Here is a 15,901-nt window from a genome sequence, read left to right on the forward strand (position 1 = left end):
ATAATTGTACCGCTTTTACGAAGAAAGCTCATTTATTGCGTTTGACTTGGCAAGCAATTATCTAGGCTTTGTTAGCATTGCTGCTATATACAATAAGTTGCCGATAAAGAGTTTATAGCAGAGCGGAATTCATAACAATTTATTCTGTAAGTGCTTAACATCTCGTCATGCGCATCATCCCAGACTCCTGTACGTGATTATAGCGCGAACACGGATATTTTGTATTATACAAAAACTACTTTAACAGTAAAAATCGCATCTCAAAATTACTCGAGATGCGACCCTTTTAAGTGATTTATTCAGCTTGAAAAGCTTGCGTTGCCTTAATGGCGGCTTGCCAACCGGCGTAACATTTCTCCCGACGATCCGCTGCCATTTGTGGCGTGAATTCATCGCGTAAGGCGTGCATCTTCCGAATAGCATCCATGTCAGGCCAGAAACCAACGGCTAGTCCAGCAAGATAAGCCGCACCAAGCGCCGTGGTTTCATTGATGGCAGCCCGCTTGATCGGTGTATTCAAAATATCCGCCTGGAACTGCATGAGGAAGTTGTTGTTTGCAGCCCCGCCATCGACACTGAGTGACTGGATGTCTAGGCCCGTTTCGTTAGTCATGGTGTCCACGACGTCACGCGTTTGGTAGGCAATGGCTTCGACAGTAGCCCGTACGAACTGTTCTCGCGTCGTCCCACGTGTCAGACCAAAGACCGCCCCCCGCGTCTCTTGATTCCAGTAAGGTGCACCGAGTCCCGTAAATGCAGGGACGACGTAGACATTTCCGGTCGTCTTGGCATCAACAGCCATCTTTTCAGATTCACTAGCGTGTTCGAAGAAACGCATTCCGTCACGCAACCATTGAACGGCAGACCCGGCAACGAAGATGGACCCTTCGAGCGCATAGGTTACCTTGCCGTTTAACCCATAGGCAATAGTGGTCAATAACCCATTGTGAGACAGTGTGGGTTCTTCACCGGTGTTCATCACGATGAACGCCCCGGTACCATACGTATTCTTAACCATCCCTTTATCAAAGGCCGTTTGCCCGAACAAGGCCGCCTGTTGGTCCCCGGCAATTCCGGCGATTGGCACCTGAACTCCGGAGAACGTGTAACCAGCGGTGTAACCGTAAATTTCAGATGATGAGCGAACATCTGGTAACATTGCGGCTGGGATGTTTAACCAACTCAGAATATCGTCGTCCCACTTCAAATCATGAATGTTGTACAGCATGGTCCGACTGGCATTGGTGTAGTCAGTGGCGTGTACCCGGCCACCTGTGAGCTTCCAGAGAATCCAGGTATCGATAGTCCCAAAAAGAAGTTCACCGCGTTCAGCGCGTTCCTGGGCCCCATCGACGTGGTCTAAGATCCAACGAATCTTAGTCGCGGAGAAATAGGAGTCGATGACTAACCCCGTCTTGTCGTGAATGTCGTCGGTGTATCCGTCAGCTTTCAACCGATCCGCAATTTCACTGGTTTGCTTAGATTGCCAAACAATCGCGTGATAGATAGGTTCTCCCGTCTTCTTATCCCAAATAATGGCGGTTTCACGTTGGTTGGTGATCCCAATTCCGCGAACCTTGTAAGGTTGAACATCGGAATCAATCAGCGCATCGGAGATAACCGATTGGACCGCATTCCAGATCTCGTCTGCGTCATGTTCGACCCAGCCTGGTTGGGGGAAGTATTGATGAAATTCTCGCTGTGCCTGCCCCGCAATTTGGCCGTGCCGGTCGAATAAAATAGCCCGGGTACTCGTCGTCCCTTCGTCAATTGCCATCATGTATTGTTGATCATTCATTGTCATAGACTCTCCATTCATTCGTTGTTAGCAACGGCCTAAAAACACCGTGATGTTGCACATGGGTCTAGTATACCGAAAAGTGTGCCCCACGCCAAACCTTTTTACAAATGAAACCGCCACCAAACCCGACTTGACGAGAATGGTGGCGGTTTATAAGATTTTGGAAATGTTTTTTACTTTTCGTCGCTCTTTAAGACACCCGCAACCCCATAACGGTCAGGTTGCATTTCACGTAAGATGACGTGCACGTGTTCGGCTGGGGCTCCGGTATTCTTAGTAACAGCAGCAGTCACATCCTGTACTAAGGCTTTGAGTTGGTCCTGTGAACGGCCGGCGATTAAATCGATGTTAACGATTGGCATGGTTGGTCCATTCCCTTCTGTTTTTGGATAGAGCTATTATACCGATAACGCTCTGGTAGAACAAGCCTATCCTATTCTTGCTTGTCATTCGTAGCTTTCAACGAGGTTGCCTGCTTCAACTTCAGCTGTTCCGTCTCATTATAGAAGTTCCCCTCAATATCCACCGTATTCACTAAATTCACGAAGGCCTGGGGATCGACATCCTTGACAGCATGCTCTAATGCATAAAGTTCATACCGCGAAATAACGGTCATCAAGACCGTGCTCGCCTTCCCTGTATAGGCCCCGAAGGATGGGATCGCCGTAATTCCTCGAATCAAAGTCCGGTTAAGTTCAGAGATAACCTCGTCTTGACGGGCAGTCACGATAAAGGCGGTCAGCTTCTGGTGTCGCGTATGGATGCTGTCAACGACGCGTGACATTGCATAAATTGAAATAATCGTGTATAAAGCACTTTCCCAGCCAAAAAGAAAACCGGCAACTAACACGATGCCGAAATTAATCATCAGCATCAAGGTCCCAATGGTTCGGCCCGTCGTCTTCTCCAAGACAACGGCGATGATATCCATCCCCCCAGTAGAGAACCCATTCTTCAACGGATAGGCCACACCAACCCCGGTCAAGATACCCCCAAATAAGGCAGCCAGCAATGGGTTATTGGCAATATTATGAACCGGAATCACGATTGCCAAAACGGAGGTCAGAATTGCCACCAGGATGGAATACAGGGTGAACCCGCGGCCGACCTTAAACCACCCCAATAGCCCGATTGGCACGTTGAAAAGCAGAATAAACCAACCCGTACTGAGGTTAATTCCCACACCCTGCAGTAGCATAGCAATAATCTGGGAGATCCCATTGATCCCCGCACTAAATATCTTCCCTGGAACTAAAAATTCATTCAGGGCAATGGCACTAATAACGGCGGATCCCATCATGATTAAAAGGTGCGTCACCACCTCACGGCGATTCTCTAACAGGCTTCTCATCTTGGTACCCCTTTTCTGACCAATTTCTTTCATTATTTAACCACATCTAGCCGCCATTAGCTAGCCCTAAATGGCCGTTAAACCGCGCCTAGTGTCGCGGAGCATGACAGGTTCACTGATAGGCCGCTATACAGTAAAATGTATAAATATTTATTTTTATGAGAATTATCGAGAAAATAATTAAAGTTGCCCGGAAAGACAACCGGTTCGATTATAAAAATGATAAAATAAGATCGTTAATTTATTCAACTTGCGAAAGGAGCGCTCCCATGAATTATTCTGCATGTACCAGTATTTTAATTGGGCCGCGGGCCACCATGGATGGCTCAGTCATCATCGGTCGAAACGAAGATTCCAAGGCCGCTTGGCCGAAACACTTCATCGTCCACCCAGCCACCACGGCAACTACCCCGCAGACCTTTGTCAGCAAGGATAAAGATAATGGTTTCACCATGCCTCTACCCCTGCATGCGGCAAAATACACCGCCACACCCGAATGGACCGATGAATACGGCCTGTTTGAAGAGGATGGCTTTAATGAATATGGTGTCGCCATGAGTGCCACCGAAAGTACCTACTCCAACGAACGCGTCCTAGGCGCCGATCCATTGGTTAAGAACGGTATCGGTGAGGAAGCCATGGTCACTGTGGTCTTACCTTACGTCAAGACCGCTCGAGAAGGTGTCGCTCTTCTGGGTCAAATCGTTGAGCGTTATGGAACCAGTGAGTCCAGTGGGATTCTCTTCGCCGACCAGAAAGAAGCCTGGTATCTCGAAACAGGTGCCGGTCATAACTGGGTTGCCCAACGCATCCCCGACAATGGTTATGCCGTTATCGCGAACCAAATGGCTATTCAGACCATTGACTTCAACGATCCCGACAACTTTATGTTTGCACGAAACTTGCAATCATTTGTTGCGGACAACCACTTGAACCCACATTCCGATCGATTTAACTGGCGTGAAATTTTCGGGACTCAAGATCAATCCGACTTGTACTACAACACCCCTCGGGTCTGGTACGGTCAGAAACAATTCACACCAGCCGTCGAAGCGCAACCGCAATCATTTGAGTTACCCTTTATTCAGTACGCGGATCGGCTTTTATCTGTAGATGACGCCCAGGATTACCTGAGCAGTCACTACCAAGAAACCCCTTATGATCCTGTCGGTTCTGGTACCGAAGAACAACGCACCATGTTCCGACCAATCAGCTTGGCCAAGACACAAGAATCTCACGTCTTACAGATTCGGCCTGACATGGATCCAGCCTTAGCTGGCATTCAGTGGCTTGCCATGGGCGTGGCTGCTGAGAGTGTCTACGTGCCATTCTACGCTGGCATTGAGAGCACACCAGAGGCTTATCATTCTGGTCAGGTCACCTATGATAGTGAATCAGCCTACTGGGTTTACAAGCACGTCGGTGTCCTTCTCGATGCCCACTACCACGACGCCTTGCCTGCCGTATCAGCTGTGCAAAAGGAATTACGGATCGCCTTCAAGCAGTCCGTTAAGCATACCGATGCCGTTGGGCGGCAATTGTCCGGCCCCGAATTGAACCATTTCTTAACGCAACAAGCCAACGAGAACGCCGCATTGGGAATTCGGCGCTACCGTGAGCTAGCGGCGACCTTGATTACGCAGGCCACCGACCTAGGTCCTCTGAACTACCATCAGGATCTTAATTTATAACACGGTCGGGACTGGTCTGTGACTAGCCCTCACCACTAATGGGAGATTAAATAATGGAAACTCAAAAAAAGATTAAATTATCAAATTTAATCTTGATGATCTTTACGGCCATTTACGGCTTCGCCAACACGACGGTTGCCTATGACCAAATGGGATACGCAAGTATTATTTGGTACGTTTTAGCTGCTTTACTGTTCTTCTTACCGAGTGCCTTAATGTTGGCCGAATACGGGTCAACATTCAAGGAAGCTAGAGGGGGAATCTACTCCTGGTTGGCCGGTTCCATCGGTGAAAAGTGGGCCTTCATTGGGACCTTCATCTGGTTATCATCCTGGATCATCTGGATGGTTTCCACGTCGACGAAGGTTTGGATTCCACTTTCAACGTTGCTATCCGGTGGCGACAAGACACAGACTTGGAGCTTCTTAGGCCTGTCTTCCACCCAAACGGTGGGTCTCTTGGGGATTTTCTGGATCCTTGCCGTGACCTTCTTCGCTACTCGAGGGATGAATTCCATCGCCAAGATTTCTTCATTGGGAGGAATCTTCGTGATGTTTCTGACTGGCCTGTTCCTGGTTGCCAGTGTCATTATCTTTTTCTTAAACGGTGGTCAACTCGCCGAACCAATCAACGGCGCCCACAGTTTCATTGCCTCACCAAATCCTGAGTTCTCATCACCAATGGCCCTACTGTCCTTCATCACGTATGCGGTCTTCGCGTACGCGGGGATGGAGTCCATGGGTGGGATTACTGATAGTATGGACAAGCCTGAGAAGACCTTCCCTAAGGGATTAATCATCTCAACCATTGCCATCACCATCATGTACTCCCTGTCCATCTTCCTATGGGGGATCAGTGCAAATTGGCACAGCGTCCTGGGTAAGAGCCAAGTCAACTTGGGGAACATTACCTATGTCTTGATGAACAATCTCGGGGTTGTCTTAGGCCACGGGATGAACTTATCAACGGCCTCTTCAATTGGTTTAGGTCACCTGCTAGCCCGGTTAACTGGACTGAGCATGTTCATGGCTTACTTGGGGTCCTTCTTTGTTCTGGTTTACTCCCCACTGAAATCCTTCATCTTGGGATCGTCACCAAAACTGTGGCCCAAGAAGATGACGCGGCTCAACAAGGTCGGCATGCCTGCCTACTCGATGTGGATTCAAGCCATCGTCGTAGCTGTCTTCATCTTTCTGGTGGCTTTCGGAGGCTCCGCAGCCAACGAATTTTACTTAATCTTAACCGATATGGGGAACGTCTCCACGTCCTTCCCTTACCTGTTTCTGATTGGGGCCTTCCCATTCTTCAAACGTCGCCAAGACCTGGAACGGCCCTTCGTTATCTTTAAGAGCCGTCTCTGGACCAACGTCATCGTTGGCTTGGTTCTGGTTATCTTAGTCGGTGGGATTGGCTTTACCTGTCTCCAACCAATCTTAGATCACGATTACATGACGGCCTTCTGGACCATCATCGGCCCAATCTTCTTCGGGGCTGTAGCCTGGATCTTCTACTACAACGGCCAAAAACGTACTGTTGCAGAGACCAGCACCAACGAAAATTAAGCGATTCTAATCAAAAAGGTGGTTTACCGAGACCTGGTAAACCGCCTTTTTTTCGTTGATATTTTCCCAAATTTCTCCGACAAAACTTCTTGCCAAAACATGCACAAAAAAAGCGATTAGTCAGCGCCACAAACACTCACTGACTGACCGCCCTTTGTCATACTCTTCGTTTCAACGTCCGGTCAGGTGCTTGACCAATAAACAATGGCACCCGTTCCTCGACGACGTCACTAAAGCCCAGTCCATACCACCGCTGTGGCGATAGACTGATACGTTGTAACAGAAGCCGCCCACCAATCAGGATCAGATCGTCAATTGGGATGTTCTCTTGAGCACCCAGATCCTGGAATTGTTGATTCAACATGATGAATTTGAAATTCCCAACCTGTCGATTTGGCATACTGGAATACCGTGGCGTCTGATCCGTCAAGATCCCTTCCTCCAGGAGGTCATTAACGATCTGACGCAGGTAGACGTTCAAACGCTGAGGCTTCTTGAAGCCCAGATAGAGTTGTACGTCCATGACGTTGTGTGTACCTAACGTATTGACCGAATAAGAACACTCGTAGGGCGTATCGGTCTCATTAACCGTCACGAACCAGTAGACCGCGGCCCGCTTAGGCTGTTGGTCCAAAATGGAGTAAATGATCGCGCGTTTGATCTGATAATCCGGCGTAACCTTACTAATAAACACCAAATTCGTCGCAAACGATGGAATCTGATCATCATGACTGAGCGCCGTTAACTGTGGCAAAAAGTCCAAGAGTGACACGTCTTCCGTGTTTTCCAAATAAGCGTCTCGTCGTAAATTCCCGTAATACCAGAAGACCATGACCGTCAGAATCACAACGGTGATCAAAAGTGTGACGTAGCCACCGTGAACAAACTTGGCAAGACTGGCCAATAGGAACAGACTTTCTAATAAACCGAAACTAACGACATAGATCTTAGCTAATACTGGATGATGTTTCTGGACAAGAAAGGCGTGAAGGAGCAATGTCGTCATCAACATCGTCATGGTGATCGCTAACCCGTAGGCCGCCTCCATGTGACTGGACGTCCTGAAGTACCAAACGACGCTCAAAGTGACGGCACACAAGAGCCAATTTACGGCGCCGACGTACAGCTGACTCTTAACCTTGCCAGGAAACTTAATCCGCAACCGAGGGAGAAGTTTGAGGCCAATGGCTTCGTGAACCAGCGTGTACGAACCCGTGATCAACGCTTGAGAGGCAATGATAGCGGCCACCGTCGCGATGACAATCGCAAAGAGCCGCCACGCCGTTGGGACCATAGCATAGAAGGGATTAATCCCTTCCGTCGCCAAAACTTGTTCCGCATGGCGAATGACCCAGGCCCCTTGACCCAGATAACTCAACATCAGTGTCACGTAGACGAATGGCCAGGTGCCATAGATGTTCTGCTTACCAACCTGACCCATGTCCGAGTACAGCGCCTCGGCCCCAGTCGTTGCCAGGAAGACACTTCCCAAAATAAAGATCCCCTGTTTATTCAGTGGACTCATCAGAAAGGTGATGGCATAAGTCGGTGACAGCGCCTTTAAGATGGCTGGATAGGTCCAAAGGTTGTGAAGGCCCACCAATCCAATGAAACTAAACCAGATGAACATCATGGGTCCAAAAGACCAGCCGATTCGTTCCGTCCCGAACCGCTGAACGAGAAAGAGTCCCAGCAAAATTCCTGTAACCACCAGAAGTACCCAGCCCTGCCCGGCACTAAAGTGCAATGGGCCTAACGTCTGACCCTTTAATCCTTCAATGGCCGAAGTCACAGTCACAGCCGGGGTCAAGGTCCCATCAGCCAATAAGGCTGCTCCACCGATCAAAGCCGGCACAATCAGCCATTTGGCCTGTGGTCGAACCAGCGCATACAGCGCAAAGATTCCGCCCTCATGCCGGTTATCAGCACGCATCGCCAATAAAATATATTTAATCGTCGTAATCAACATCAGCGTCCAAAAAATCAAGGAGATACTACCCAACATAATCGGCGCCGTCGCCGCTAGCGAATGCTTCCCGGACTGAACCAAAATGGCATTCATAACATACAACGGTGACGTTCCGATGTCTCCATACACGATCCCCAACGTGATGAGCATCCCCACCGTGGACAATGTCCGTGTCGATTTTTTCATGATTGACCCCCCTCATCTGACGCTACCCCCATCATAGCGGGTCACCCAGAGAACCCCAAGTAAGCGGGCGCAATTGGTGCGGTGACTAACCTAAGTTGGGCCAAAATGAAAAAGGTGGCTAATCGTTTAGGTCACCAAACTAGTTTACGGCTACGTTGCTCGGTGATGTCGGTCATGTGCACGGTGACTCTCGATGATGACCCCCGTAATCAGGATAATGGTCCCCAACCAGGTAATTCCCATCCCGGGATTCAAGGCTTGACCAGTGACACCGGTGGCAACCTTGTTAATTCGGTAGAAAACCAGATGTCCCAGTCCCAAGGTTAATTCACCGCGACCCGTGGCATAGAAAGTCGCGTATCCCAAGAATATCACTACGGATAACCCCACCGTCGCGAGTAACAAACTCTCTAAGATCCAAGTGACCCATTGCAGTCTTGCGGTCTTGCGCATTGCGCCCACCTCCTAGTCACAGGGTACACGCCGATGCAAGGCCCCATAAAGTACCGCGACTTCTCAGCTGCGGTGAACAAACGAACGCAAAAAAAGCCGCCCCCATTCCTGCGAATGGGCGAGCGGCTTTTCAAATCTAAGAAACTCCGGCTTGCTAATCAATCTCTCTGAATTACTTTATTAGCATCTCTTAAACTCTATTAAATAACTATACAGGATAAAGTAACAATCGTCAAGGATTATTTTTGATTTATTTTCAGTGGTCAATCTGCAAGGGCTCATCCTACCTTGTGTCTAATTACTTATTTCGTTTCTGCAACGCCCGATTAATCTTGACCACGCGAAAATGCTGATCGACGGTCACTGCCAACCAAACCATTGCGTATAGCGGCACGAAGATCGCCCAGAAGGACCAATCGATCGACCAAACATTAACTGCCATATAACCCATCGTCAAAAGAGCAGTCCCAACTAAATGAATCCCCAGTGCTAGCGGTAGCGGTAGTCCTTCGTAGCCATCATCAAAGATCAGGCTCAGCAGACCAATGGCGGCACTTAACACGAGTAAGCTCACGGCATTAACGACTGAGACGTGCGCGGGAGTCACACCGATGGCGATTAGGATCAGGTAGACCACGGCCCCATAACCCATGCCATTCATCGCATAGCGGAAAATCTTAGTCATGTTCACCCTCCTATAGGCCTAATTGGCCCATTAACTGTTTGACATACTTACGGCTAACCGCCGTCTTGACCTGATCTGTGAGGATGGCGGTCATGTTCCCTGAAAAGCTATCCTCTAAGGATTGGAGGTGATCCAGATTCAAGACACCATGCTTAGAAACTTGAACGAAAGTTGGATCTCCCAATCGCTGGACCAGGTGACGTAACGTCTCATGCGTCGCGACTGTTCCCGTCGTGGTATATAACAGGAGTGTCTCACGTTGCACGTCGGCAAGAATAATTGTCGCCGTCTTCACCATCACTAAGCGATCTGGGGTCTTCACCGGGACAATTCCCGGATGTAGTGCCTGATAGTTCTCAAGATAAGCTGAAATGGCTGCGGTTGCGGGACTTTCGGTGGCTGCTTGGATCACCACCAGCGGATCCATGGGATCGATCGCTGCATTCTCCTCAAATTTATGTCGCACCTTGATCCCCCCATTTTTAACTTACCGTTCACGGATTACTCGCCGCCGATGCCGGATTTGAATCCATTCCGGTCCCAACGCCAAAATGACCGCACCGATTAACATTAATCCCATTATGTGATAAGTCGCTTGTGGGGTCAATAAGTTAGTCCACTTTAACCGGATACCCATCAATTGATCAAAACTAGCCAAAGCCGTCGAATCCCCTCCAAAAGCCGCGGTCAATTTGGACCCCATCAAAAACTCCCGATAGAGTGCGGCCACATAACTTCCCGGAATAAATTTAACCAGATTCTGAGCAAAACCGGGCAGAAGTCCAATGGGGATATACGTTCCGACTAAGAATCCCGCAGCGGTCCCAATAATTGTCTCCAGCTTATTCAGACTGTTCACTGAGTGAATCGCGCGAATGAAGCTGGCATTGACAGCCGTTGCCAAAATTGAACTAACAACCATAAGTCCCAAGGTATTTCGGATTTCAGTTAATGACAACGTCAATCCGTCTGTAACATAGAAGCCCCCCCACATAATGCCAAACATCGCGAGTTGCATCAGAAACCCAATCACTGCCGCACTACAGAGATAGCTGCCAAACAGGCGCAGTGGTCCCGCATCAGTTAGCCCGAGATCTTCAGCGATGTGGTCTACCTTATCGGTCACCATGAGCGATAGACTGGTCAGGGTCGTGGTCATTCCCGTGATGGCTAACGTGCCGCCTATCAACCAGCTATCCAGTAATAACCGGGCATTAGGGACTTGATGCCAGCTTGTCAGCATATTTTGCTTCAAGAATACCAGATAAAGGATAAAAGAAATGAGGGCACCTAACAGAGAGAAAAATACGCCACTTCGATCCCGAAAGTATAAGAGTAGGTTACGTTTGATCATCGCTATCATCCTAACGCATCTCCTTTCCCGTCAACGCCAGAAAGGCATCGTCCATGGTACCCGGCCGAAATTCAAAATTACTAATTAACTCACGATTGGCCGTCAAAATGGCCAAGGCCGACTGCACATCCGGCAGTCTGAAGGTCAACTGAGTGTCTGTCACTCGCGTTGGACGCTGGACAATATTGGCCGCCAGCTGTGGGACATTGGGGGAGGTCATCGTTAGTGAATCCGTCGCATAGCGCTCCTTGATTTCAGCTGCTGTGCCGTGAACCAGCACCCGCCCATGGTCAATAATGATGACGTTATCTGCAGCGTCAGCTTCGTCCAGATAATGGGTCGTCAGGATCACCGTCATTTTTTGTTTGCGCTGAAGGTGCTGGACCAGATCCCAGATCGCATGTCGCGTCTGAATGTCGAGCCCGGTCGTGGGCTCATCTAGAAATAAAATGCCTGGACTGTTGAGTAAGGCCCGGGCAATGTCGACTCGTCGCCGTTGCCCACCGGATAAGGTGCCATACCGTTGCGTCATGAAATCAGTCAGTCCCAGTTGTTGGCTGAGGATCTTAACTCTGTCAGCCGAAACGTGGCGATACTGGTCCGCTCGAATCTGCAGATTTTCTTGGACCGTTAACATAGCATCAAGAACACTTCCTTGGAAAACGACTCCTATCCGCGGCTTCTGGTCATAAACCACACTCCCAGCGGTCGGTTGACTCAACCCAATCAATAGATTCATGGTCGTCGACTTGCCTGCGCCATTAGGTCCCAATAAGGCCGTAAAGCTCCCCTTTTCAATTTGGAGGTCTACCGCATTAACGGCGATTCGGTCACCAAATGTCTTGGTTAAATGCTTCGCTTCTAATAACATCTGCCTCATCTCCTATGTCAGGAGATTACACCTGAGATGCCCCTACTGTCTCTACGATCAGGACAAGTGGTCACGTTGCTGGGTTAAGTGGCCAGAATATCCAGGTGAAAGTTCGACCTTAAAGACCGATTGGCTATCATCCAGGCCCAGTCACTTCTTTAAAAAGTCTTCAGTTGAAGCACCACGATGTCCCCATTGTAATCCTGGTCGTTTCTAACTATAATAGTACCTATGCAAAATTAAGAATAGCGTGAGCTAGTTAATCGCTGGGTATTGCTTCGTTGACCAGTGTGATACCTTTGAGACTAGTTTAAAGTACTTAGAACCCTGCAGTAGCATGTCCATTATTGCAGCGAACTTTCAGGGGATACATTTTTTTAGGCTTAATGAGGAGAGGTTTTCAACCAAATGGATTTAATTTTGTTCATCATCATTGTCAGTTTTGCGGCATCACTGCGGTATCGGTCGAGTGGCCCGGATGCTGAGGACTTGAATCGTCAAACGACCACAACGATTAATGGGTTGTTTTTACTGCTCGTGGTTTTCAGCCATTTCATGACTTATATTCCGATGCCCCACGACTTGGCCAAGTTCACCCACATCTGGATGCTGGTCAAGGGCCAATTAATCGTCACCACATTTCTCTTTTTCTCCGGTTATGGCCTCTATGTTCAATTTAGAAAACGGGGACGGCAATACCTGAAGACCTTTCCCAAACATCGCCTATTATTTTTATGGCTAAAGTTTGCGGTTGCCGTGACAATTTATTTGATCATCGGCCTGCTCGCACAACGTCCCATGACCCTACCACACGTTCTATTGAGTTACTTGGGACTAGCGACCATTGGCAACAGCGCCTGGTACATCTTTATTATCTTATTTCTCTACCTGCTGACTTACATGGCGTGGGAACTCTTCCCCACCAATAACCGCCGAGCCATCACCTTTATCATCGTTGGCAGTGGGGTCTACATGTTAATCGCCGGCTGGTTACTGCCAGAATACTACGCCAATACGGTCTTTTGCTACGTTGCCGGAATGCTCTATGCACACTACAAACCCGCGATCGAACAGGCAGTTTGTCGTCATTGGCTCCGTTATCTGGTCGTCGGATTAGGCGCACTTATCGTCTTTGCCGCCAGTTATCTCGTCTGTGCCAAGACTTCTGGCTTGGTTCGCCTCGCGAGTTACCAAGTTGCAGGGATTATGTTTGCCTTTTGTTTTGTCTGGTTGGCCATGCGCTTTAAGATTCATAACCCGGTCCTCGCCTATATTGGCGGACCCGGCATGTTTTCGATTTATATCTTACAACGAATTCCCATGATGCTTTTAAAGCAAACTGGACTGGCTAATCACCCCGTGCTTTACTTCATCAGTGTCTTAGCAACCACGCTGCTATTAGGTTGGCTGTTTGATAAAGCTTATGGTGCCGTCTGGTCGTATGGGATTGGTCAGCGTAAGACCAGAACCGCCTAACCCATTTATGCCCCAAAACTATTTAAATTTAAAAAAGGCATGATTCCGAATCAATATCGGAATCATGCCTTTTTGTCCTGTGATAACACAACCCTTTCAAATTTTCCACCATTTTCATAAGAGATGGCTAGAGAAGGCTGAGGCTCCTTTGCGTTGGATTATTCCTAACAGAAATATCTCAGTTATTTGGCGCCCCTACTTAAATAATCATTTCGCTTTCTAAACAGAAAAACCGTCAATAACATCACTCCTGTAAATGGCATTGCCATGCGATACGGTCGGATAAAGACATGCTTGACTTGCTCGTTGCTAAACCATCCGTTTAACCAAGTGAGCTTTAAATTCCAATATCGCAAACTATTCTTTTGCGTCTTCATGGAATTCACCTTCTCTATCAGTGTACATACCCGTGATGACAAACAGTAAAACGAAAACTGCTGCGACTAAAAATGTATCTGTAAATGCCGTTGTTAAATGAGTGTTTTTGGAATTTCTGAGGAACTTTGTATAGCTTGTTACCCTTCGTTCTAGATCAGTATTATAAAGACCCGTTTTTATTTGATCTAAGCCCATCAAAAGTTTATCACTCTTTTTCAGCCCAGTTAATAAGGCCACCTGACCGTCTAACAATTGTTGCTGACCGACTAACAATGACTTGGTATTAGGAGAAAGTAACTCAATTTGTGACTTAAATTGTGATTCGGTTTGAACTGCGGGACTTAATCCAATTTTATATACGGCAATTAGCATCGTTAGTAACTGTTCTTTCTTCATATTAGCCGGTGCTTCTGATTGCTGAGACAAAAGCTTTAAATCATTTTCATAAGTGAATAACTGTTTTGTTCCATTCGAGTTGCCTTTTATTAATTCAAACAACAACTGATACTGCGTGTCTTGCGTAGCAGCGATTGCCGTACTCATTTTTTTCTGGCCTAAAATCAATTGTTCCATAGAATTCTTATATTGTTTATTGGCACGGCCATAAGAATCTTTGATTGTCTGCGTGCCGTTATACAACTTCTTTAAATTACTATTCTGCGGTTGAACAATAGAATACGGTCTGTTTTGATCCTTTTTTAAATTCGCCTTTAGTGTCACTTGCAAGTTATTATCTGTCTCAGAATTCAGGGCATGATTCAAATCTGTTTTCATTGTTGTTGAAAATGGTTTTGGTATTGCCAAGCGTGTAATCTCATTATTAGAATCTTTTCTAATGTTGTCTTTAGCCAAGTTGGTTGCGTGAGTCATGGTTCCTACCAGTAAAGCAATGCCAAGACACGTGCCTAACTGTCTGCTTGCATTAACAATTCCAGAGGCCATCCCCGCCTTATCTTGAGAGACAAATTGAACGGCTGAAACAATGGATAGACACCCTAATCCAAACCCCAATCCTAAAATAATCATCATAGAAACCATTGCGATCCAAGATGTGGACTGATTTAGCCGAGTGAGCATCAGTAAGCTAATTCCCATCAAGACAATGCCAGAAGTGATGAGTGGCTTGTATCCTATCTTTTTTTGTAATTTGGTTCCTAAAGGCATTGCGATCATTACCGTAATGGACATAAACATAATAATGTAGGAGGCTTTTAGGGCGGTATATTCACGCACGGTTTCCAAATAAAAGTTAAAAATCAGGGACGAACAAATAATCGCAAAGCCACAGACAAAATAGACTAAACTTGATGCAGTAAACGTGACTTCTCTGAACAATCCAAACTCCACGAATGGTTCTTTAGTATGCCGCTCCCATTGAATAAATAGGCCTATGCAAAGCGCAGATCCAATTATTAGGCCGATACTCCATTTGGAGGCCCATCCCATGTCATAGCCCTTAATTAAAACGTAGGTTAATTGCGCAATCCCAGCTAAGAATAACACTAAGCCCAATTCATCGACTTTTTTAGAAACAGTCGTGTCATAGGATTCATCAAAACAAGTTGTGATCAGAATAAAAGTCAAAATTACGATTGGTAAGTTAATAAAGAAGATATATTTCCATGTAAAATACTGTAAGACAAGACCACCAATTGGCGGTCCTGCAGCAGCTGCTACAGCTGTCACTGCACCAATTGTGCCAACTGCATCAGTGGCTTTTTTCCGGCCAAACAAACTAACAGACAGCGGTATCATAATTGGTGTCACAATCGCGCCACCAATGCCTTGCATGAATCTAACGGCAATAAGGAAAATTAGGTTCTCAGATAAGCCGCATAATAGCGAACCAATACCGAATAGGCCTAAGCCTAACAGCATTATCTTTTTGCGACCAAATTGATCTCCAAATTTTGCGGCTGGGATAATAAATACAGACATGGCTAAAACATATATTGTGCTTATCCAGTTTGTATTCGTTACGCTGGCGTTAAAATATTTTGTAATGTCTGGCAATGCAATATTGGTTATCGTTGTATCCAACGTGACAATAAACATAATCAGACAAAGGGCAATTAACCCTAACCGTCCACGTAAGCTTTTCATCAGAATCGCCTCAATTCAAGA

13 protein-coding genes are annotated in these 15,901 nt (G+C 47.2%); 3 read left to right on the top strand and 10 right to left on the bottom strand.

The features are described 5' to 3' along the window. Positions 1–295: 295 nt before the first annotated feature. From glpK to EKM71_RS01860, 3 genes are all read right to left on the bottom strand, one after another. Positions 296–1,798 carry a glycerol kinase GlpK gene (glpK, locus tag EKM71_RS01850; protein WP_125572971.1) on the bottom strand — a complete coding sequence of 501 codons (1,503 nt, stop codon included), beginning with the start codon at positions 1,796–1,798 and terminating at the stop codon, positions 296–298. A gap of 176 nt (positions 1,799–1,974) precedes the next feature. Beyond that, positions 1,975–2,163, bottom strand: coding sequence for a 2-hydroxymuconate tautomerase (locus EKM71_RS01855; protein WP_125572972.1), 189 nt, complete (start codon positions 2,161–2,163; stop codon positions 1,975–1,977). A gap of 71 nt (positions 2,164–2,234) precedes the next feature. After that, on the bottom strand, positions 2,235–3,152 hold the full coding sequence (locus EKM71_RS01860) for a YitT family protein (protein ID WP_125572973.1): 918 nt from the start codon (positions 3,150–3,152) through the stop codon (positions 2,235–2,237). 269 nt (positions 3,153–3,421) lie between these two features. Here EKM71_RS01860 and EKM71_RS01865 point away from each other — a divergent pair, with 269 nt between their 5' ends. Both EKM71_RS01865 and yjeM read left to right on the top strand, forming a co-directional pair. Continuing rightward, a complete protein-coding gene (locus EKM71_RS01865) occupies positions 3,422–4,843 on the top strand; it encodes a C69 family dipeptidase (protein WP_125572974.1) in 1,422 nt (473 codons plus the stop codon). A 53-nt stretch (positions 4,844–4,896) separates the two neighbouring features. After that, on the top strand, positions 4,897–6,405 hold the full coding sequence (gene yjeM / locus EKM71_RS01870; protein ID WP_125572975.1) for a glutamate/gamma-aminobutyrate family transporter YjeM: 1,509 nt from the start codon (positions 4,897–4,899) through the stop codon (positions 6,403–6,405). 157 nt (positions 6,406–6,562) lie between these two features. Here the strand turns inward: yjeM and EKM71_RS01875 are convergent, their stop codons facing one another. The 6 genes from EKM71_RS01875 to EKM71_RS01900 form a co-directional block, all read right to left on the bottom strand. Continuing rightward, positions 6,563–8,560 (bottom strand): KUP/HAK/KT family potassium transporter, encoded by a 1,998-nt coding sequence (locus tag EKM71_RS01875; RefSeq protein WP_125572976.1) that lies wholly within the window; start codon positions 8,558–8,560, stop codon positions 6,563–6,565. A gap of 150 nt (positions 8,561–8,710) precedes the next feature. Beyond that, positions 8,711–9,013 (bottom strand): LlsX family protein, encoded by a 303-nt coding sequence (locus EKM71_RS01880; protein ID WP_125572977.1) that lies wholly within the window; start codon positions 9,011–9,013, stop codon positions 8,711–8,713. Positions 9,014–9,311: 298 nt separating this feature from the next. Beyond that, complete coding sequence (locus EKM71_RS01885) at positions 9,312–9,698, bottom strand: DUF3021 family protein (protein WP_125572978.1); 387 nt, start codon at positions 9,696–9,698, stop codon at positions 9,312–9,314. 10 nt (positions 9,699–9,708) lie between these two features. Further along, entirely contained in the window at positions 9,709–10,164 is a 456-nt protein-coding gene (locus EKM71_RS01890; protein ID WP_125572979.1) for a LytTR family DNA-binding domain-containing protein, read from the bottom strand. A 21-nt stretch (positions 10,165–10,185) separates the two neighbouring features. Further along, complete coding sequence (locus tag EKM71_RS01895) at positions 10,186–11,061, bottom strand: ABC transporter permease (RefSeq protein WP_125572980.1); 876 nt, start codon at positions 11,059–11,061, stop codon at positions 10,186–10,188. Position 11,062: 1 nt separating this feature from the next. Next, a complete protein-coding gene (locus tag EKM71_RS01900; RefSeq protein ID WP_125572981.1) occupies positions 11,063–11,923 on the bottom strand; it encodes an ABC transporter ATP-binding protein in 861 nt (286 codons plus the stop codon). A 408-nt stretch (positions 11,924–12,331) separates the two neighbouring features. Between EKM71_RS01900 and EKM71_RS01905 the strand changes: the two genes are divergently transcribed. Continuing rightward, complete coding sequence (locus EKM71_RS01905; protein ID WP_125572982.1) at positions 12,332–13,399, top strand: acyltransferase family protein; 1,068 nt, start codon at positions 12,332–12,334, stop codon at positions 13,397–13,399. Between the two features lie 357 nt (positions 13,400–13,756). On the opposite strand, the gene EKM71_RS11145 is transcribed toward EKM71_RS01905, so the two are convergent. Continuing rightward, the gene (locus tag EKM71_RS11145) at positions 13,757–15,880 is read right to left on the bottom strand and encodes an MFS transporter (RefSeq protein ID WP_225417969.1); all 2,124 of its coding nucleotides are present in this window, start codon (positions 15,878–15,880) and stop codon (positions 13,757–13,759) included. Positions 15,881–15,901: the final 21 nt, after the last annotated feature.

Origin of the sequence: Levilactobacillus huananensis (assembly GCF_003946145.1) — a bacterium.
In the GTDB taxonomy this organism is placed as follows: Bacteria; Bacillota; Bacilli; order Lactobacillales; family Lactobacillaceae; genus Levilactobacillus; species Levilactobacillus huananensis.

Coding starts and splice junctions, on each gene's coding strand:
- glpK (WP_125572971.1), bottom strand. CDS start 1,798: ATGAATGATCAACAATACATGATGGCAATTGACGAAGGGACGACGAGT.
- EKM71_RS01855 (WP_125572972.1), bottom strand. CDS start 2,163: ATGCCAATCGTTAACATCGATTTAATCGCCGGCCGTTCACAGGACCAA.
- EKM71_RS01860 (WP_125572973.1), bottom strand. CDS start 3,152: ATGAGAAGCCTGTTAGAGAATCGCCGTGAGGTGGTGACGCACCTTTTA.
- EKM71_RS01865 (WP_125572974.1), top strand. CDS start 3,422: ATGAATTATTCTGCATGTACCAGTATTTTAATTGGGCCGCGGGCCACC.
- yjeM (WP_125572975.1), top strand. CDS start 4,897: ATGGAAACTCAAAAAAAGATTAAATTATCAAATTTAATCTTGATGATC.
- EKM71_RS01875 (WP_125572976.1), bottom strand. CDS start 8,560: ATGAAAAAATCGACACGGACATTGTCCACGGTGGGGATGCTCATCACG.
- EKM71_RS01880 (WP_125572977.1), bottom strand. CDS start 9,013: ATGCGCAAGACCGCAAGACTGCAATGGGTCACTTGGATCTTAGAGAGT.
- EKM71_RS01885 (WP_125572978.1), bottom strand. CDS start 9,698: ATGACTAAGATTTTCCGCTATGCGATGAATGGCATGGGTTATGGGGCC.
- EKM71_RS01895 (WP_125572980.1), bottom strand. CDS start 11,061: ATGATAGCGATGATCAAACGTAACCTACTCTTATACTTTCGGGATCGA.
- EKM71_RS01900 (WP_125572981.1), bottom strand. CDS start 11,923: ATGTTATTAGAAGCGAAGCATTTAACCAAGACATTTGGTGACCGAATC.
- EKM71_RS01905 (WP_125572982.1), top strand. CDS start 12,332: ATGGATTTAATTTTGTTCATCATCATTGTCAGTTTTGCGGCATCACTG.
- EKM71_RS11145 (WP_225417969.1), bottom strand. CDS start 15,880: ATGAAAAGCTTACGTGGACGGTTAGGGTTAATTGCCCTTTGTCTGATT.